This is a genomic window from Sulfitobacter sp. 1A13353 (assembly GCF_043557255.1).
GTDB lineage: Bacteria > Pseudomonadota > Alphaproteobacteria > Rhodobacterales > Rhodobacteraceae > Sulfitobacter > Sulfitobacter faviae.
In genome coordinates, this window is sequence record NZ_JBIFFS010000003.1 from 121,375 (window position 1) to 138,841 (window position 17,467).

The following is a 17,467-nucleotide window of genomic DNA, read 5'->3' on the forward strand; positions in this document are numbered from 1 at the left end:
AGCCAACCGCCCGCTGTCGCGCGGCGGAGGAAAGGATATTGAACATGCCCAACCCGCTCGATCTGCCTTTTGATACCGAAGAGATGCTCACCGGGCTGCGCCCATGGATCGAAACCGAAAGCCCCACATTCGACGGGGCGGCGGTGAACCGGATGATGGATGTGGCGCAGCACGATCTGGCGGTCTTGGGCGCGCGGACAGAGCGTATTCCAAGCCCGATGGGGCTGGGCGACAGCCTGCGCGCTGAGATGCCCCATCCCCGCGCGGGCGAGGGGGGCATTCTGCTTTTGGGTCATATGGACACGGTTCACCCGCTCGGCACCTTGGCGAGCCTGCCTTACAAACGCGAAGGCGATATCTGCTACGGCCCCGGTCTGATGGACATGAAGGGCGGCAACTACGTCTACCTCGATGCGCTGCGCAAGCTACAGGCCGCCGGGGTCGAGACGCCGCTGCCGGTGACGGTGCTTTTCACCCCGGATGAGGAGATCGGCACCCCCGCCACACGCCGTCTGATCGAAGAGGAGGCGAAGCGCCACAAATACATCCTCGTCCCCGAACCTGCCCGCCCCGACGGCGGCGCGGTGATCGGGCGCTACGCCATCGCGCGGTTCAACCTCCAGACCCGGGGGCGCCCCAGCCACGCGGGCTGGGCGCTCGCCGAAGGCCGCTCGGCCATCGCGGAGATGGCCAAGGCCGTGGGCACGATCGAGGGCATGACCACCGAGGATTGCACCTTCTCGCTCGGGGTCTTTCACGCGGGCCAATGGGTCAACTGCGTGTCCTCGGTCTGCGATGCCGAAGTGCTCACCATGGCAAAAACGCAAGAGCAGCTCGACGCAGGCGTGGAAAAGATGATGGCGCTGAACTCGGACGAAGGCGACGTGATCATGGAAATCCGCCGCGGCGTCACCCGCCCGGTTTGGGAGCCCGACCAGCCCGGCACGATGGCGATGCTGAAGCTCGCGCAGGAGATTGGGGGCGAACTGGGGATCGAGATCACCGGAAGCTCTGCCGGGGGCGGATCGGACGGCAATTTCACCGGCTTTCTTGGCCTGCCGACGCTGGATTCCATCGGCGTGCGCGGCAAGGGTCTGCATACGTTGCAGGAGCATATCTATGTCGACAGCCTCACCGAACGCGCCAAGCTGGCGGCGGGGTTGTTCTGTCGGCTGACGGCTTAAGGGGGGGGGGGGGGAGGGGCGGAGACCCCCTCTAAATCACCCCCGCTGCTATCTGCTGCGCGTCGCCCCATTCGCGGGGGGATTGGCCGTACATGCGTTTGAACTCTCGGCTGAATTGCGAGGCACTGACATAGCCCACCGCCATTGCCGCTTCGCCGACCGTGGCGCCGCCTGCGATTTTGACGGCGGCATTGTTCAGGCGCATGGATTTGACGAATTGTATCGGCGACATCGTCGTGACCTGTTTGAACTTGCGGTGAAATACCGCGCGGCTCATGCCCGCGCGTTGGGCCATCGCGTCGATAGAGATGGGCGCGTCGAGATGGGCCGCGACATGCGAGATGGCCCGCGCCACGGCATTGCCTGCCCCGAAGGCCCGCCGCGCGAAGAGCCCTGCCTCTCCTTTCAGGATGGCGTAGTAAAGTTCGCGCAGGCGCGCTTCGGCCAGCACGGCGCGGTCGGTTTCGCTTTCGCTCAATTGCAGCAGACGCAGCAGTGCGTCGGAGAAGGCCCCGTCCCATGCCGCGAGTTTGATCCCCTCGGCGCGCAGGTCGGCGGGGGCAGGGGGCAGCAGGCTCCCCGCGCTTTCCATTTCAAGCGAAAGCTCCGCCATAAGTCGCGCGTCCAGAGCGATGTAGACGCCGAATAGAGGGGTCTGGGGCGAGGCGCTTGGCGTGCCCGCTTTGACCGGCATCGACATGGGGCAGCACATATAGCGGCTGTCGTCATAGACATAGCGCTGACCGTCGAGCACGGCCTCTTTCGCGCCGCTGACGATGGCGATGACAGAGGGTTCATAGACCGCGGGCGCGCATGGGATCGCGCTGGTCGCCCGGAAATACTGAACGCCCTTGATGCCGGTCTCGGTCAGCCCGTCGGTATGGCTGTGCCGTTCGATGATATGGCGGATTTGGTCTTTGCTCATGCGTGCAGATTAGGACCGCATGAGTGTTTCATGCAATGGCTGTGAGAGGATCAGGCAAGTAATCGCGACGATCCGGTCTATTTCCGTAGGGGGCTGAGATTTATCTGCAGGGTCAACGGGGCGCGATGCCTCAGCAAAGCTAAGGAACGAGACCATGACAGATAAGACTTTCGGCGCGCACGGCTGGACCCCTGAGCAGATTGACGGGGTAGAGGGGAAGACCTTTGTGATCACCGGGGCCAATGCCGGGGCCGGGTTTCAGGCAGCGCGGACCTTGCTGAGTAAAGGTGCCGCGGTGGTGATGCTGAACCGCAGCGCGGAACGGTCGGCAGAGGCGGTGGCCAAGCTGAAAGACGAATTTGGCGCAGCGGCGCAGGTGCGTTTCATGCAGATGGACCTCGCCGATTTGCAGTCGGTGCGCCGCGCGGCGGCAGAGGTTCTGCGCGACATTCCCCGCATTGATGCGCTGATCTGCAACGCCGCCATCGCGCAGGTGCCAAACCGCCAGTTGACCAAGGCCGGCCACGAAAGCCAGCTCGGCACCAATCACTACGGCCACTTCCTGCTCTGCGGTTTGCTCTTCGACCGGATCGACGAAAGCAATGGGCGGATCGTGGTGGTGGCCAGCCTTGGCTACAAGATGGGCCTGCGCACCATCCAGTTCGACGACATGAACTGGGACAAGAATTACCGCGCCAACCCGGCCTATAGCCAAAGCAAGCTGGCGCAGATGATGTTTGCCTATGAGTTGCAGGACCGCGTCGCGCGGGCGGGGAGGAACGTGGCGGTCTATGTCTGCCATCCCGGCGCCTCGGCCACCTCTTTGATCAGCACCAGTGGCGGGCTGATGACCCGGTTCACTTGGTGGCTGATGTCGAAATTGCCGATCGTTCAAACGGCGGAGCGCGGCGCCTATCCCGAGGTCATGTGCGCCACCGAGGATGGGCTAGAGCAGCGCGCGCTTTACGGCCCCACAGGCCGGATGGAGATGGTCGGCCCCGTTGGGCGCGGCAGGTTGGAACCCTATGCCTATGACAAGGAGACGATGGTCAGCCTCTGGGAGCGGTCCGAGGTGGAAACAGGCTTTCGATGGGCGGTTTGAGGGGCGGGCGGGGCCTGTCTCCGCCCTGCTCAGAACGCGCGATATCCGCAGGCCATCCGCGCCGAAGGAGAGTGTCGATTTTTGCAGCTTTTGCACAATAAAGTTGCACTTGAAGAGTCCCTTGCGGACAATTCTTGCCAAATGAGATCATTTGGTTAGTCTCTGATCTCGGGTCGCCCGACCAATAGCGTATTTCAAGTAAGCAAAGGGGCGGCTACTCTGGGAGGAGGAAACATGACTGAGACTAAAAAGTTCAATCGACGTTCGTTCCTGACGAAGTCCGCACTTGCTGGGGGGGCGGCGACGGGGAGCATGCTGGCCGCACCGGCGGTGCTGGCTCAAGCGCCGATCGTCATCAAGATGCAGACGTCGTGGAACGACGCGAACATCTGGCAAGACTTTGCCCGCGACTACGCGACACGGGTCGAGGAGATGTCGGGCGGGCGTCTGAAGGTCGACGTGCTGCCCGCGGGCGCGGTCGTCGCGGCGTTTCAGGTGCTCGATGCGGTGAACGACGGTCTGATCGACGCGGCGCATTCGGTGCCCGTCTATTGGTACGGCAAGAACAAGGCCGCATCGCTCTTTGGCACCGGCCCGGTTTTCGGCGGCTCTGCCACCACGATGCTGTCGTGGTTCTATCAGGGCGGCGGTCAGGAACTCTATAACGAGCTGACGCAGGATATCATGGGCCTCGACGTTGTGGGCTACATGGGCTTCCCGATGTTCGCCCAGCCCTTCGGCTGGTTCAAGAATGAGGTCAATACCGTCGACGACCTGCAAGGCTTCAAATACCGCACCGTGGGTCTGGCCGCCGATCTGATGGCCAAGCTGGGCATGTCGGTGGCGCAATTGCCGGGCGGGGAGATCGTGCCCGCGATGGAGCGCGGCGTGATCGACGCCTTCGAGTTCAACAACCCTTCGTCGGACAAGGATTTCGGCGCGCAGGACGTGGCCAAGAACTACTACCTGTCGTCCTATCACCAAGCCTCCGAGAGCTTTGAGTTCCTGTTCTCCAAGATGTTCCTCGAAGACCTCGACCCCGATCTTCAGGCAATCTTGAAATACGCGGTCGAGGCGGCCTCGACCGCGAACACGGCCAAGGCGATGGACCGCTATTCGGCGGACCTTCAGTTCCTGCAAAACGAGGCTGGCGTGACCGTGCGGCGCACGTCCAAGGAAATCTTGGATGCGCAGCTTAAAGCATGGGATGAACTGATCCCCGAGCTGGAATCCGATCCCTTCATGAAAAAGACCCTCGACAGCCAGCGCGAATGGGTCGACCGCGTGGCCTATTACGAGTTGATGAACTCGCCGGATTACGGGCTTGCCTATGAGCATTACTTCCCCGGCAAGATCAAACTCTGATCCCGCAAACCCATAACATCACCGCGAACTCCGGCGCATGGCGTGCCGGGGTTCGTGCGAGATACCGAGGGCATCATGATATCTTTCATTCGGTTCGCCGATAACCTTTCCGCATGGTTCGGCAAGGCTTTTGCGTGGCTCATTTTGCTGATGTCCATCGGCACGGGCTACGAAGTTTTTGTGCGCTATGTGCTGAACAATCCCACGGCTTGGGCGCTGGATGTGTCCTTCATCATGTATGGCACGCTCTTTATGATGGGCGGGGCCTATACGCTGTCGCGGGGCGGCCATGTGCGGGGGGATTTCCTCTACCGGCTGTTCCAGCCGCGCACCCAAGGCATGATCGACCTCGTGCTCTATATCATCTTCTTTTTCCCCGGCGTCACCGCGCTGATCCTCGCGGGGTGGAAATACGCCGCACGGTCGTGGTCATATGGCGAAGTGTCGGTCAACAGCCCGGCGGGGGTTCCGATCTATCAATTCAAGGCGATCATCGTGGCGGCGGGGATACTGCTGTTCATCCAAGGCATCGCGCAGGTCTGCCGCTGTCTCATCGCCATACGTTCCAACTACTGGCTCGAAGCCGAGGAAGACGTCTTTGAGACCGAAGACCTCATGATGCGCGAAGCCAACAAGGCCGAAAAGGGCCATCTCACATGACCGATCCGCAAATCGCCCTGATGATGCTTGGGCTGTTCATCGTCTTTGTTTTCCTGGGCTTTCCGATTGCTTTCACGCTGATGGCGATGGGCATCGGCTTTGGCTATTACGCCTATTTCGACGCGCGCCGCATGTGGCGCAGTTTCGACCGGCTGGACGAGGGGGCCGGCCAATGGGAGCAATGGTCGACCTGGCTCGACGGGTTCTTCAACAACCGAATATTCGACCTTTTCGTGAACCAGACCTTCACGGTGATGTCGAACGAAGTGCTGACGGCGGTGCCGCTGTTCCTCTTCATGGGCTATATCGTGGAGCGGTCGAATATCGTCGACCGGCTGTTCACTACGCTCAACATCGCTTCCAAGAACATCCCCGGCTCCATGGGCGTGGCCGCGCTGATCACCTGCGCGCTGTTCGCCACCGCCACGGGCATCGTCGGCGCGGTGGTGACGCTGATGGGGCTGCTAGCGCTGCCCGCGATGCTGAAGGCGCGCTACAACCCGTCCTTTGCGGCAGGCATCATCTGCGCCGGCGGCACCTTGGGCATCCTGATCCCGCCCTCGATCATGCTGATCGTCTATGCGGCGGCGACGAATGTCTCCATCGTGCGGCTTTACGCGGCCGCACTGCTGCCGGGGCTGACGCTGGTGGGGCTCTACCTGATCTACATCATCGGGCGCTCGCTGTTGCAGCCCTCCTCGGCCCCGCGCCCCACGGCGGATGAGGTGCCAGACATGCCGATGGGCAAGCTGTTGCTGATGATCGCCACCTCCTTCCTGCCGCTGGCCTTCCTCATTTTCGCGGTGCTGGGCTCAATCCTCTTCGGCCTCGCCACCCCGACGGAGGCGGCCTCGATCGGGGCGCTCGGCGGCATCTTCCTCGCCTTCATTTACCGTGCGATGACATGGCAGCGGATGCGCGAGAGCGTGTATCTCACGGTGCGCACCACGGCGATGGTCTGCTGGCTTTTCGTCGGCTCCTACACCTTCTCGGCGGTGTTCTCCTACCTCGGCGGGGAGCATGTGATCTCGGAGTTCGTGCAGTCGCTGAACCTGTCGCCGATTATGTTCCTGATCCTCGCGCAGCTCATCATCTTCCTGCTCGGCTGGCCGCTGGAATGGTCCGAGATCATCATCATCTTCGTGCCGATCTTCCTGCCGCTGCTGGCCGTCTTCGAGATCGACCCGCTGTTCTTCGGCATCCTCGTGGCGCTGAACCTGCAGACCTCGTTCCTGACGCCACCGATGGCGATGTCGGCCTATTACCTCAAGGGAATCGCCCCGCCCGAACTGCGCCTGACGCAGATCTTCGCGGGTGTCATGCCCTTCCTGTTCTGCGTGATCCTGTCGATGATCTTGATGTATGTCTTCCCGCAGATCGTCTTCTACCTGCCGGAGGTGTTCTATGGGCGCTGAGGCACGGATGACCGCCCCGGCAGCCCTTGGCGTGGTCGAACTGCGGGACCGTTTGGCGACCGGCGCATTGGATGCGCTGGCGCTGGTGGAAAGCTACATCGCGCGGATCGAAGCGCGCGAGGAGGTGGTGGGCGCTTGGGCGTGGTTCGACCCCGAGTTTGCCCGCGCGCAGACCCGAACGCTCGACAATCATCGCCGGGCGGGCAGGCCGCTGGGGCGGCTGCACGGGCTGCCGGTGGGGCTGAAAGACGTGATCGACACGCGCAGCATTCCCACCGAAAACGGCGCGGCGCAGGACAAGGGGCGCGTGCCGCTGCGCGATGCTTTCATCGTGGAGCGGCTCAAGGCCGAAGGCGCGATCATCATGGGCAAGACGGTCACGACCGAACTGGCCTTCATGCATCCGAACAAGACCACCAATCCGCATAATCCGGCGCATAGCCCCGGCGGCTCGTCCCAAGGGTCGGCGGCGGCGGTGGCAGACGGGATGGTGCCCTTGGCCATCGGCACGCAGACCGGCGGGTCGGTGATCCGGCCTGCGTCCTTTTGCGGGGTTACCGGGTTCAAACCAACCTTCGGCGCGATCCCACGCCGGGGGGTGCTGACGCAATCGCCCTCGCTCGACACCATTGGCGTCTTTGCCAGCGATCCCGCTGGGGCCGCGCTGCTGGCCGAGGTGCTGTTTGGCCATGATCCCGAAGACAGCGCGACCGAGCTTGCCCCAACCCCCGCGCTCTTGGCCGAGGCGACCAGCGCGCCGCCGATCCCGCCGGTTTTCGGCTTTGTCCGCCCGCCGGGATGGGAGGATGCCGATCCGCAGTTGCACGCCGCTTTCGAGGAATTGGTCGCGGCCCTTGGCGATCAGGCTTTTGAGATGCCCCTGCCGCCGGTCTTTAACGAGGCTGCCGAGGCGCGCAAACGCATCAACTTTGCCGAGATGGCCTATCATTTCTACCCCTATCTGCGCGACGGGGCCGAGCTGCTCTCACCCGTGGCACGGGAGGCGATGGAGGCGGGCAATAAGGTGCTGGCCCGCGATTACCAATCGGCCCGCGACCTGCCCAAGGTGCTGACCGCCGCGCTGGAAGAACTGCTGACCCGTTGCGACGTGCTGCTCTGCCCCGCAGCCACCGGCCCCGCGCCGCGTGGGTTGGAGACCACCGGCGATCCGATTTTCAACGGTCTTTGGACGCTCTGCGGCAGCCCCTGTGTGTCGCTGCCGTTGATGACCTCGGAAGAGGGCTTGCCGATGGGGGTGCAACTGGTCGGCGGTCACGGTCAAGACGGGCGTTTGATGCGCAGCGCCCAGTGGCTTTTCGACTGGGCCGATGGTGCAACTGAATGAGGATGAGACCATGAACCGCCTACTTGCCCTGCTCGCCTTTGCCGCGATTGCGGTGTTTTTGCTGATCCTCGCCGTGGAGGTGCCCAGCATCGACCTGATCATCATCGTCGCGGTGACGCTGGCTTTTGTGGCCTATGACTTTTTCACCTCCAGTCGGAAAGATCGGGACTGAGCCATGGGCAAACCTGTCATTTGGATCACCCGGCAGCTCTCTGACGCCACACTCGACCGCGCGAGGCGGGATTACGAGGTGATCTGGGACCCCGCCGACAAGCCCGGCAGCGCTGAGGACATCATCGCGATGAGCGCGCGGGTCGATGGGATGATCCCCTGTCATTCCGAACATTTCAGCGCCGAGGTTGTGGCCCGGCTCGACCCTCGGCTCAAGATCATCGCGAACCATTCCGTGGGCGTCGATCACTGCGATCTGCCCAGCCTCAAGGCGCGGGGGATCGTGGTGACGAACACGCCCGGTGTTCTGTCGGATGCCACGGCGGAACTGGCGCTGATGTTGATGCTGGGGGCGGCCCGTCACGCGGTTGCCGGGGACCGGCTGGTGCGCAGCGGGCAGTGGCAGTCGTGGTCGCCTGCGATGCTTGTGGGCAAACAGCTTTCCGGCGCGCGGCTTGGCATCATCGGGATGGGTGGCGTGGGCCGGGCCTTTGCCCGCAAGGCGCGGGGGCTGGATATGGAAGTGCATTACCACAACCGCCGCCGTCTGGACCCGGAAGCGGAGGCGGGGGCGACTTATCACGCCGAATTGGACGACCTGCTGGCGGTCTCGGACTTCCTCTCGCTTCACTGCCCTGCCACGCCCGAGACGGTGGGCCTCATGAACGCCGCGCGTTTGGCGCGGCTGCCCAAGGGCTGCGTGATCGTGAACACCGCGCGGGGGAATCTGGTGGAGGAGGCGGCGCTGCTCGACGCGCTCACCTCGGGCCATGTCGGGGCGGCGGGGTTGGATTGCTTCGTGACCGAGCCGGGCGGCAACCCGGCCTTTGCGGCCCATGATAACGTGATGATGATGCCCCATGTCGGCAGCGCCACCGTGGCGACCCGTGATGCGATGGGCTTCAAGGCGCTGGACAATCTCGACCATTTCTTCCGGGGCGAGACGCCGCCGGATCAGCTTTAGCGGCAGCGGCCCTCTAGGTGGCGGGTGGCGGCGGAGCAGGGGTGTGCCGCCGCAGCCGTCGCGGGGCGGGCAGGGTGATGATGGCCAAACAGCCGATCACCAGCGCGACGCCGACCCAGCCCTGCGGGGGCAGGCGTTCGTCCACGATGACCACGGCCAGCACCGCCGCGACGACCGGCTCGAACAAGGTGATCACGGTGGCCGTGCTCGCCTCCACCCGGGCAAGGCCGTAGCCGAAGGCGATATAGCCCAGAAACATCGGCACAGCGGCCATGTAGAGCCCCACCCCGGCGTTGGTCCAAGAGGCCAGAAACGCCCCGCCCGAGACCGCCAGCACCGGCATCAGCAACAGCCCGCCCAGCCCAAAGGTCGCCCCCATGGCCACGGCAGAGCGGGTGCCTTGCAGCATCATCCGGCGCGCGCTCCACGAATAAAGTGCGTAGGTGAAGCCGCCGATCAGCCCCAGCAAAACGCCCAAAGGGACGGAAGGCGCGCTTGCCGCGCTGCCATGGGCATCGCCTTCGGCTAGGCAAATCAACCCCATGCCGATCAGCCCCACCGCCGCGCCAAAGGACCAGCGCAGGGTCAGGCGGCGGCCATCCAACAGGTATTCGATCAGCGCCGAGAGCAGCGGGGCGGAGCCGATGGTGATGACCGTCCCCACCGTCACCCCCGCCAGCCGCATCGCGCCGTAAAAGGCCAGCGGATAGACCGCCACGGCCAGCGCGCCGATGATCAGCAGGCGGCGCTGTTGCCAGAGCCGCGCGCGCTGGTTCAGAATGCCCCGACCGGCCCAGAGGGCCTGCGCGATCCCGCCTAGCCCCATGGCAGCGGCACCGATGGCGGCGGCGCTGACCTCGGGGGCGAAGGTGGCGGCGGTGCCGGTCGTGCCCCAGACCACGGCAGCGAAAAGGATGGCGATCACGCCCCATCGGTGGCCCTGCATCATGAAAACGTCCCTAGCATGTCATTGGTGCTGGCGCGCATCGCGCAGCAGCGTTTGGGCCAAATGCTGCGCGGCGGTCACCGCCTGCGCCCCGTGCAGCGGCCAAGTCTGTGTGAGCCCTTCGAGGATCAACAGCAACTCGGTCTCCGCACCCGGCAGATCGGCGGCTGCGGCGGCTTTGGCCGCGACCTCGGCCTTATGGCGTGAGAGCAAGGCGTGCAGTTTTTCGCTGCCGGGGTCGGCGGCGACGGCGGCGTGGAACAGGCAGCCGTGAGAGGTTTCCGTCGCCATCCACTGCCCGACGCGGGTCAGAATTGCCTCAAGCGCCTCGGTCGGGGTCTCGGGCAGATCGCCGAAGACCAGCGCCAGATAGCGTTGCTGCCGGTTCTCCAGCGCGGCCAGTACCATTTCGGCGCGGGAGGGGGTGTATTTGTAGAGCGTGCGCAGGCTCACCCCGGCCGCATCGCGCAGGTCTTCGACGCTGGGGTCGGCAAAGCCGCGGGTGGCAAAGGCACGTTCCAGCCCGGCGGCGATCTTGCTTTTGGTATCTGTCATGCTTGACGATGTAGAGGGGGCGCTCTACCTACGCAAGTAGAGTAATCATTCTACACTTTGCCATTCTGCCGCTGAAGGAGCCCGAGCGATGACCCTACCGAAGACCATGAAAGCGATGCTGCTGACCGGCCATGGCGGCTTGGACAAGCTGGAGTGGCGCGAGGATGTCGCGCTGCCAAAGCCCGCCGCCGGTGAGGTTCTGGTTCGCGTCGGCGCGGCGGCGGTGAACAACACGGATGTGAACACGCGCACGGGCTGGTATTCCAAAGCGGTGCGCGGCGACACCGGCTCGGCGGCGAGCGAGGGCTACGGCGGCGCGTCGGACGCCGATGGCGGATGGTCTGGCGCACTGAGTTTTCCGCGCATCCAAGGGGCCGATTGCTGCGGAGAGGTCGTGGCCGTGGGCGCGGGTGTCGATCAAGGCCGCATCGGCGAGAGGGTTTTGATCCGGCCCATGTACAGCCCTGCGGCCGCGGGGCCGGATGATCTCGTCACCTTCGGATCGGAGCGGGACGGCGGTTTTGCGGAATATGCCACCGCCGAGGCCAGCAATGCGCTGCGGGTCGATAGCGCGCTCACGGATGTTGAACTCGCCTCCTTTCCCTGCGCCTTTTCGACGGCCGAGGGGATGATCCAGCGGGCCGCCTTGGGGGCCGAACGTGTGTTGATCACCGGCGCCTCGGGCGGGGTCGGCTCGGCGGCGGTGCAACTGGCGAAACGGCGCGGCGCGCATGTGACGGCGGTGACCAGCCCCGGCAAGATGGAGGCGCTGAGGGCGCTTGGCGCGGATGAGACCTTCGACCGGGATGCGGCCCTGCCGGAGGACAGCTATGACGTGGTGCTCGACCTCGTCGGCGGGGCGGGTTGGCCCAAATTGCTTGACGCGCTGGTGACGCGTGGGCGCTATGTGACCTCGGGCGCGATTGCCGGGCCGATCGTGGAGTTGGACCTGCGCACGCTCTACCTCAAGGACCTGACCCTGATGGGCAGCACCCGGCAAGAGCCAAGCGTTTTTGCCGATCTGGTGGGCTATATCGAACGCGGGGAAATTCGGCCTGTCGTGGCGGAAAGCTATGCGCTGCGCGATCTGAAACAGGCGCAGGAAGCCTTTCTTGAGAAATCTCATATGGGGAAAATCGGCATTGCGGTGGTCGGTTAAACGCGAAGAAGGGCCGCTCATATCAGGATGAGCGGCCTTTCATCGCCAATAAGTAAATTAGATTGATTTAGTCGTTGACTTAACCCCTCCCATTTGGGATTTGTCCGTTGAAGTGCGGATGAACCGGAGGGGAGGCCAGTTTGCAGCAGCTACAGACTATCGCCGACCGGGCCGCGCGCGGGTCGAACCAAAGCGGGATGCGGGCCTATAACGAACGGCTCGTCCTGTCGCTGATCCGCCGCAGTGGCCCCACTTCGAAGGCCGAGATTGCCCGGCTTACGGGCCTTTCGGCGCAGACCGTATCCGTCATCATGCGCGCCCTCGAAGCCGAAGGTCTGCTGAAAAAGGGCGCGCGGGTGCGGGGCCGTGTGGGCCAGCCATCAGTGCCGATCAGCCTGAACGCGGAGGGCGCGTTTTTTCTGGGCCTGAAGGTCGGGCGCCGCAGTGTGGAATTGATCCTCACCGATTTCGAGGGGCAAGTGACCCGGCATAGCAGTGAGACCTATGCCCATCCCACGCCCGATGCGGTGATGACCTTTGCCGCGCGTGCTTTGCAAGATGCACTTGCCTCGCTTTCCGCCGAGCAGCAGGCGCGGATGGCCGGTCTGGGGGTCGCCCTGCCGTTCGGCATGTGGGAATGGGAGGTCGCCGGCGGCGATCTAAGCGCGTGGCAAACTTTTGATATCGAAGCCGCTTTGGCGGAGATGGTCGATCTGCCGATCTATATCTGCAATGACACCTCTGCCGCTTGTGGGGCGGAACTGGTCTTTGGCGCGCAGGACAAGCCGCGCGATTTCCTCTATTTCTACATCGGCTATTTCGTCGGCGGCGGGCTGGTGCTGGACAGCAAGCTCTACACCGGCAAAAGCGGCAATGCCGGGGCGCTCGGCTCTATGCCGTTGGCCGGGGATGCGGCGCGGCAATTGGTCGATGTGGCCTCTTTGGCGACTTTGGAAGGCGCATTGCAAAAGGCCGGAGAGACCCGCCGCGCCCCGTGGAGCGATCCGGCGGCCTGGGGCTTTGGCGGCGACATTTTGCACCCATGGCTCGACAGCACGACCGAGGCCTTGGCGCAGGCGATCCGCGCCGCGACATGTTTGATTGATTTCGACGCGGTGATGATCGACGGGTCGGTACCCGCAGAGGTTCGCGCCGAATTGGTCACCCGCACCCGCCGCCACCTCGCCGCCCGGCCCTTGCCGGGCGTCACCCTTCCCGAATTGCGCGAAGGCACCGTCGGCAGCGATGCCCGTGCGCTCGGCGCGGCGAGCCTGCCGCTTTCGGACCGTTTCCTCGTCGACCGTGACGCATTCTTGAAAGGCTGACAGATGATCCTTTGCTGCGGAGAAGCCCTGATCGATATGATCCCGACCCCGACCAAGGCAGGCCCCGATGGCTTTGTGCCCCATGCGGGCGGGGCGGTGTTCAACACGGCCATCGCATTGGGGCGGCTCGGCGCGCAGGTGGGGATGCTCTCGGGCCTGTCGTCGGACATGTTCGGGCGGCAGTTGGTCGACGGGTTGAAGGCAAGCCATGTGGATGTGTCGCATGTTGTCCTGTCCGACCGTCCGACGACGCTGGCCTTCGTGCGGCTGGTGGGCGGCCATGCGACCTATGATTTCTATGACGAAAACTCCGCCGGGCGGATGATCACGCCCGAGGATATGCCCGCCTTGTCCAGCGAGGTTTCGGCGCTTTATTTTGGCGGGATCAGTCTGGCCTGCGAGCCGGGGGCGGATGCCTATGCCGAGCTATTGGCGCGCAACGCCGAGGGGCGCGCGGTAATGATCGACCCCAACATCCGCCCCGGTTTTATCAAGGATATCGAACGCTATCGCCAAAGGCTCGACCGGATGCTGGCGCTGTCTGATATCGTGAAGGTGTCGGATGAGGATCTGAACTGGATCAACCCCGCGCCGCTGTCGCTGCGCGACAAGGTGGCCGAGTTGCTAAAGAAGGGCCCATCGGTTGTCATCCTGACCCGCGGGGGCGAGGGGGCGACCGGCTATCTGGCGAATGGCGAAGAGGTGCAAGTGCCCGCCGTGAAAGCCGAAATCGTCGATACGGTCGGCGCGGGCGACACGTTCAATGCAGGCGTTCTGGCCAAGATGTCGGAGCTTGGGCAGTTGCATAAATCTGCGCTTGTCACCCTCGCGCCAGAGGTGCTGTCCGAAGCGCTGGCCTATGGCGCGCGGGTTGCCGCCGTGACCGTTTCGCGGGCCGGGGCGAACCCGCCTTGGGTCGAGGAAATATGAAATGTTGAAGAACCGCTTATCTTTTTCGCTCAAATATGTTAGCGCTACCAGTAGCCGCCCGGAGGAGGGCGCGAAGGGGGTGGTGATGGCTTTGGGCAATCGAAAACAGGGTGCCATAGCGCACCTGCGCAGGCAGGAGGGCTGACCCCATGGTATCGCGCGTAATCCCCGTTGATCCTTTCGACCTCGTCATTTTCGGCGCGACCGGCGATCTTGCCCGGCGCAAGATTCTGCCCGGTCTGTTTCACCGCTTTACCGTCGGCCAGATGCCGGAGGCCGCGCGGATCGTCGGCGCGGCCCGTTCCGAGCTTGACGCCGAGGCCTTTCGCAAGATGATCCGCGACAGCCTGCTGGAGTTCGCCCCCAAGCTGGCCCAAGAGAGTGCCGCCTTGGAGCGGTTCCTTGTCATGGTGCATTACGTGCGCGTGGATGCCTCTGGCGATGCGGGCTGGGCGGATCTCAAAGACGTGATGCGCGATGATGTCGTGCGGGCCTTCTACCTCTCGGTTTCGCCGTCGCTGTTCGGCACGATTGGTGGCAAACTGCATGATCACGGCATCGCCACAGCCGAGAGCCGCATCGTCGTCGAAAAGCCCTTTGGCCATGATTTGGAAACCGCGCAGGCGCTGAACGCCGACTTGCGTGCCAACTTCGACGAAAGCCAGATTTACCGGATCGACCATTACCTTGGCAAAGAGACGGTGCAGAACCTCATGGCGCTGCGTTTCGCCAATGCGCTTTGGGAGCCGCTGTGGAATTCCACCCATATCGACCATGTGCAGATCACCGTGTCCGAAAGCCTCGGTGTCGAAGGGCGGGGCGAATACTACGATAAATCGGGCGCCATGCGCGACATGGTGCAGAACCACCTGATGCAGCTTTTGTGTCTGACGGCGATGGAGCCGCCTTCGCGCTTTGACCCCAACGCGGTGCGGGATGAGAAGGTGAAGGTGATCGAGGCGCTTGAGCCTGTGGCACAGAAGGACATCGCCCGCGGCCAGTACCGCGCCGCCAATGGCGCGGGCAGCTACCGCGACCATGCGGGCGACCCCGACAGCCGCACCGAAAGCTTTGTCGCGATGAAGGTCAAGATCGCCAATTGGCGATGGGCGGGCACGCCGTTCTACCTGCGCACGGGCAAAAAGCTGCGCGGGCGCAGTTCCGAGATCGCGGTGATCTTCCGCGACCCGCCGCATATGATCTTCCCCGCGATGGAGGGCCATAAGGGCAATGCGCTGATCATCCGGTTGCAACCGGATGAGGGCATCACCCTGCGCAACACCATCAAAGACCCCGGCCCCGGCGGCATGCGTCTGGCCGAAGTGGCGCTGGATATGACCTTTGCCGATGCCTTGGGCGAGCAGGGCACCCCGCAGGACGCCTATGAGCGGCTGATCATGGATGTGATCCGCGGCGATCAAACGCTCTTCATGCGCGGGGACGAGGTCGAAGCCGCTTGGGCTTGGGCCGATCCGATCATTCATGGCTGGGAAGAGACCCGGCAACCTCCGTATCCCTATGACCCCGGCAGCTCCGGCCCCGAAGAGGCGCTGATGCTGATGCACCGCGACGGCCGCCGCTGGCGCGAGATCACACGAAAGGACGAGACATGACCCTGCATTCCACGATTGACCGCGTCACCGACCGTATCATCGCCCGCAGCGAGGCGACCCGGCGGCCCTACCTCGACCGGATGGAGACCGCCCGCGCCAAGGGACCGGCCCGCGCGCATCTGTCTTGTAGCGGGCAGGCCCATGCCTATGCCGCCTCTGGCGCGGATAAGGACCGGCTGGCGACCACCAGCGCGGGCAACCTCGGGATCGTGACGACCTATAACGACATGCTTTCGGCGCATCAGCCGTTTGAGCGCTACCCCGATCTGATCCGCGAGGCCGTGCGTGCGGCGGGGGGCACCGCGCAGGTCGCGGGCGGGGTGCCCGCCATGTGTGATGGCGTTACTCAAGGCGAAGCGGGGATGGAACTGTCGCTTTTCTCGCGCGATGTGATCGCCTTGGCGGCCTCCGTGGCGCTCAGCCACAACACCTTTGACGCGGCGGTCTTTCTTGGGGTCTGTGACAAGATCGTGCCCGGGCTGGTGATCGCGGCGCAGGCTTTCGGCCATCTGCCCGCCGTCTTCCTGCCTGCCGGGCCGATGGAAAGCGGGCTGTCGAATGATGAGAAGGCCAAGGTACGCCAGCAGTTCGCCGCGGGCGAAGTCGGGCGCGACGCGCTGATGGCCGCCGAGATGGCAGCCTATCACGGGCCGGGCACCTGCACCTTCTACGGCACCGCCAACACCAATCAGATGCTGATGGAGTTCATGGGACTGCACCTGCCGGGGGCGAGTTTTGTGCCGCCGAACGGGTCTTTGCGCGATGCGCTGACCCAAGAAGGCGCGAAACGCGCGCTAGCGCTGAGCGCTTTGGGCAATGATTATACCCCCCTCGCCTCGGTTCTGGATGAAAAGGCCTTCGTGAACGGGATCGTTGGGCTCAATGCTACGGGTGGGTCGACCAACCTGCTGATCCACCTCATCGCCATGGCGCGGGCCGGGGGGATCATTCTGGATTGGGAGGATTTCTCGGATATTTCCGACGTCACGCCACTGCTGGCGCGGGTCTATCCCAACGGTCTGGCGGATGTGAACCATTTCCACGCCGCCGGGGGCTTGGGCTATATGATCGGCGAATTGCTCAACTCCGGCCATCTGCACCCCGACACCCATACCGTCGCGGGGCAGGGGCTGGAGCATTACACCGCCGAGCCGAAGCTGAAGGCCGAGGGTCTGGTCTGGGAGAAGGGCGCGGGCGAGAGCCTGAACGAGAAAATCCTGCGCCCTGCCAGCGATCCTTTCCAGCCCACCGGCGGGCTGCGCCGCATGGCCGGATCACTCGGCACCGCCTGTATGAAGGTCTCTGCCGTGGCACCCGAACACCACATCATCGAAGCCCCGGCGCGGGTCTTTGCAGATCAGAACGAGGTGAAGGCCGCTTTCAAGGCAGGCGAGCTGACCGACGACGTGATCGTCGTGGTCCGCTTCCAAGGGCCAAAGGCCAATGGCATGCCTGAGTTGCACAGCCTGACGCCGCTTCTGTCGATCCTTCAGGGGCGCGGGCAGAAGGTGGCGCTGGTCACCGATGGGCGCATGTCGGGCGCGTCGGGCAAGGTGCCTGCGGCGATCCACGTCAGCCCCGAGGCGGTCGACGGCGGCCCCATCGCGCGGGTGCAGGATGGCGATTTGCTGCGGGTTGATGCCGTGGCAGGGACGCTCGACGTGCTGGCCGAAGGATTCGACGACCGTCCCAACGTCACCGTTGATCTTTCTGCTTATCATGCCGGGACGGGGCGCGAGTTGTTCGCTATGTTCCGCGACACAGTCGGTTCTGCTACCACCGGCGCAACGATTTTTGGAGGCTGATCC

The 17,467-nt window shown here is 63.9% G+C and carries 16 protein-coding genes; 13 read left to right on the forward strand and 3 right to left on the reverse strand.

The genetic code is table 11. The features are described 5' to 3' along the window. Positions 1–44 precede the first annotated feature (44 nt). Positions 45–1,184: a M20/M25/M40 family metallo-hydrolase gene (locus ACGYLO_RS07915; protein ID WP_271689009.1), complete on the forward strand. Its 1,140-nt coding sequence runs from the start codon at positions 45–47 to the stop codon at positions 1,182–1,184. A gap of 31 nt (positions 1,185–1,215) precedes the next feature. Here ACGYLO_RS07915 and ACGYLO_RS07920 read toward each other — a convergent pair whose 3' ends face one another. Next, a complete protein-coding gene (locus ACGYLO_RS07920) occupies positions 1,216–2,109 on the reverse strand; it encodes an AraC family transcriptional regulator (protein ID WP_271689010.1) in 894 nt (297 codons plus the stop codon). A 154-nt stretch (positions 2,110–2,263) separates the two neighbouring features. On the opposite strand from ACGYLO_RS07920, the gene ACGYLO_RS07925 reads away from it, so the two are divergent. The 7 genes from ACGYLO_RS07925 (at position 2,264) to ACGYLO_RS07955 (ending at position 9,131) form a co-directional block, all read left to right on the forward strand. Then, positions 2,264–3,211 carry an SDR family oxidoreductase gene (locus ACGYLO_RS07925; RefSeq protein WP_271689011.1) on the forward strand — a complete coding sequence of 316 codons (948 nt, stop codon included), beginning with the start codon at positions 2,264–2,266 and terminating at the stop codon, positions 3,209–3,211. A gap of 234 nt (positions 3,212–3,445) precedes the next feature. Then, on the forward strand, positions 3,446–4,576 hold the full coding sequence (locus ACGYLO_RS07930; protein WP_067266961.1) for a TRAP transporter substrate-binding protein: 1,131 nt from the start codon (positions 3,446–3,448) through the stop codon (positions 4,574–4,576). Positions 4,577–4,651: 75 nt separating this feature from the next. Then, the gene (locus ACGYLO_RS07935; protein ID WP_093928097.1) at positions 4,652–5,236 is read left to right on the forward strand and encodes a TRAP transporter small permease subunit; all 585 of its coding nucleotides are present in this window, start codon (positions 4,652–4,654) and stop codon (positions 5,234–5,236) included. Next, a complete protein-coding gene (locus ACGYLO_RS07940; RefSeq protein ID WP_067266963.1) occupies positions 5,233–6,651 on the forward strand; it encodes a TRAP transporter large permease subunit in 1,419 nt (472 codons plus the stop codon). The genes ACGYLO_RS07935 and ACGYLO_RS07940 overlap by 4 nt, the downstream gene beginning before the upstream one ends. Next, on the forward strand, positions 6,641–7,996 hold the full coding sequence (locus tag ACGYLO_RS07945) for an amidase (protein WP_271689012.1): 1,356 nt from the start codon (positions 6,641–6,643) through the stop codon (positions 7,994–7,996). Before ACGYLO_RS07940 ends, ACGYLO_RS07945 begins: the two co-directional genes overlap by 11 nt. A 10-nt stretch (positions 7,997–8,006) precedes the next feature. Next, on the forward strand, positions 8,007–8,168 hold the full coding sequence (locus ACGYLO_RS07950; RefSeq protein WP_169306085.1) for a hypothetical protein: 162 nt from the start codon (positions 8,007–8,009) through the stop codon (positions 8,166–8,168). A gap of 3 nt (positions 8,169–8,171) precedes the next feature. Then, positions 8,172–9,131, forward strand: a complete 960-nt coding sequence (locus ACGYLO_RS07955) for a D-glycerate dehydrogenase (protein ID WP_271689014.1) — start codon at positions 8,172–8,174, stop codon at positions 9,129–9,131. A 13-nt stretch (positions 9,132–9,144) separates the two neighbouring features. Here ACGYLO_RS07955 and ACGYLO_RS07960 read toward each other — a convergent pair whose 3' ends face one another. Next, complete coding sequence (locus tag ACGYLO_RS07960) at positions 9,145–10,080, reverse strand: DMT family transporter (protein WP_271689015.1); 936 nt, start codon at positions 10,078–10,080, stop codon at positions 9,145–9,147. A gap of 18 nt (positions 10,081–10,098) precedes the next feature. Further along, positions 10,099–10,632 (reverse strand): TetR/AcrR family transcriptional regulator, encoded by a 534-nt coding sequence (locus ACGYLO_RS07965; protein WP_271689016.1) that lies wholly within the window; start codon positions 10,630–10,632, stop codon positions 10,099–10,101. An 88-nt stretch (positions 10,633–10,720) separates the two neighbouring features. Between ACGYLO_RS07965 and ACGYLO_RS07970 the strand changes: the two genes are divergently transcribed. From ACGYLO_RS07970 to edd, 5 genes are all read left to right on the forward strand, one after another. Beyond that, positions 10,721–11,791 (forward strand): alcohol dehydrogenase family protein, encoded by a 1,071-nt coding sequence (locus ACGYLO_RS07970; protein WP_271689017.1) that lies wholly within the window; start codon positions 10,721–10,723, stop codon positions 11,789–11,791. Between the two features lie 197 nt (positions 11,792–11,988). Next, the gene (locus ACGYLO_RS07975; protein WP_271689922.1) at positions 11,989–13,116 is read left to right on the forward strand and encodes an ROK family transcriptional regulator; all 1,128 of its coding nucleotides are present in this window, start codon (positions 11,989–11,991) and stop codon (positions 13,114–13,116) included. Between the two features lie 3 nt (positions 13,117–13,119). Next, entirely contained in the window at positions 13,120–14,046 is a 927-nt protein-coding gene (locus ACGYLO_RS07980; RefSeq protein ID WP_271689018.1) for a carbohydrate kinase, read from the forward strand. 149 nt (positions 14,047–14,195) lie between these two features. Continuing rightward, a complete protein-coding gene (gene zwf, locus ACGYLO_RS07985) occupies positions 14,196–15,659 on the forward strand; it encodes a glucose-6-phosphate dehydrogenase (protein WP_271689019.1) in 1,464 nt (487 codons plus the stop codon). After that, positions 15,656–17,464, forward strand: coding sequence for a phosphogluconate dehydratase (gene edd, locus ACGYLO_RS07990; protein WP_271689020.1), 1,809 nt, complete (start codon positions 15,656–15,658; stop codon positions 17,462–17,464). Before zwf ends, edd begins: the two co-directional genes overlap by 4 nt. The last annotated feature ends 3 nt before the right edge of the window (positions 17,465–17,467 follow it).

Coding starts and splice junctions, on each gene's coding strand:
- ACGYLO_RS07925 (WP_271689011.1), top strand. CDS start 2,264: ATGACAGATAAGACTTTCGGCGCGCACGGCTGGACCCCTGAGCAGATT.
- ACGYLO_RS07940 (WP_067266963.1), top strand. CDS start 5,233: ATGACCGATCCGCAAATCGCCCTGATGATGCTTGGGCTGTTCATCGTC.
- ACGYLO_RS07970 (WP_271689017.1), top strand. CDS start 10,721: ATGACCCTACCGAAGACCATGAAAGCGATGCTGCTGACCGGCCATGGC.
- ACGYLO_RS07955 (WP_271689014.1), top strand. CDS start 8,172: ATGGGCAAACCTGTCATTTGGATCACCCGGCAGCTCTCTGACGCCACA.
- ACGYLO_RS07980 (WP_271689018.1), top strand. CDS start 13,120: ATGATCCTTTGCTGCGGAGAAGCCCTGATCGATATGATCCCGACCCCG.
- zwf (WP_271689019.1), top strand. CDS start 14,196: ATGGTATCGCGCGTAATCCCCGTTGATCCTTTCGACCTCGTCATTTTC.
- ACGYLO_RS07975 (WP_271689922.1), top strand. CDS start 11,989: ATGCGGGCCTATAACGAACGGCTCGTCCTGTCGCTGATCCGCCGCAGT.
- ACGYLO_RS07930 (WP_067266961.1), top strand. CDS start 3,446: ATGACTGAGACTAAAAAGTTCAATCGACGTTCGTTCCTGACGAAGTCC.
- ACGYLO_RS07935 (WP_093928097.1), top strand. CDS start 4,652: ATGATATCTTTCATTCGGTTCGCCGATAACCTTTCCGCATGGTTCGGC.
- ACGYLO_RS07960 (WP_271689015.1), bottom strand. CDS start 10,080: ATGATGCAGGGCCACCGATGGGGCGTGATCGCCATCCTTTTCGCTGCC.
- ACGYLO_RS07965 (WP_271689016.1), bottom strand. CDS start 10,632: ATGACAGATACCAAAAGCAAGATCGCCGCCGGGCTGGAACGTGCCTTT.
- ACGYLO_RS07950 (WP_169306085.1), top strand. CDS start 8,007: ATGAACCGCCTACTTGCCCTGCTCGCCTTTGCCGCGATTGCGGTGTTT.
- ACGYLO_RS07915 (WP_271689009.1), top strand. CDS start 45: ATGCCCAACCCGCTCGATCTGCCTTTTGATACCGAAGAGATGCTCACC.
- ACGYLO_RS07920 (WP_271689010.1), bottom strand. CDS start 2,109: ATGAGCAAAGACCAAATCCGCCATATCATCGAACGGCACAGCCATACC.
- edd (WP_271689020.1), top strand. CDS start 15,656: ATGACCCTGCATTCCACGATTGACCGCGTCACCGACCGTATCATCGCC.
- ACGYLO_RS07945 (WP_271689012.1), top strand. CDS start 6,641: ATGGGCGCTGAGGCACGGATGACCGCCCCGGCAGCCCTTGGCGTGGTC.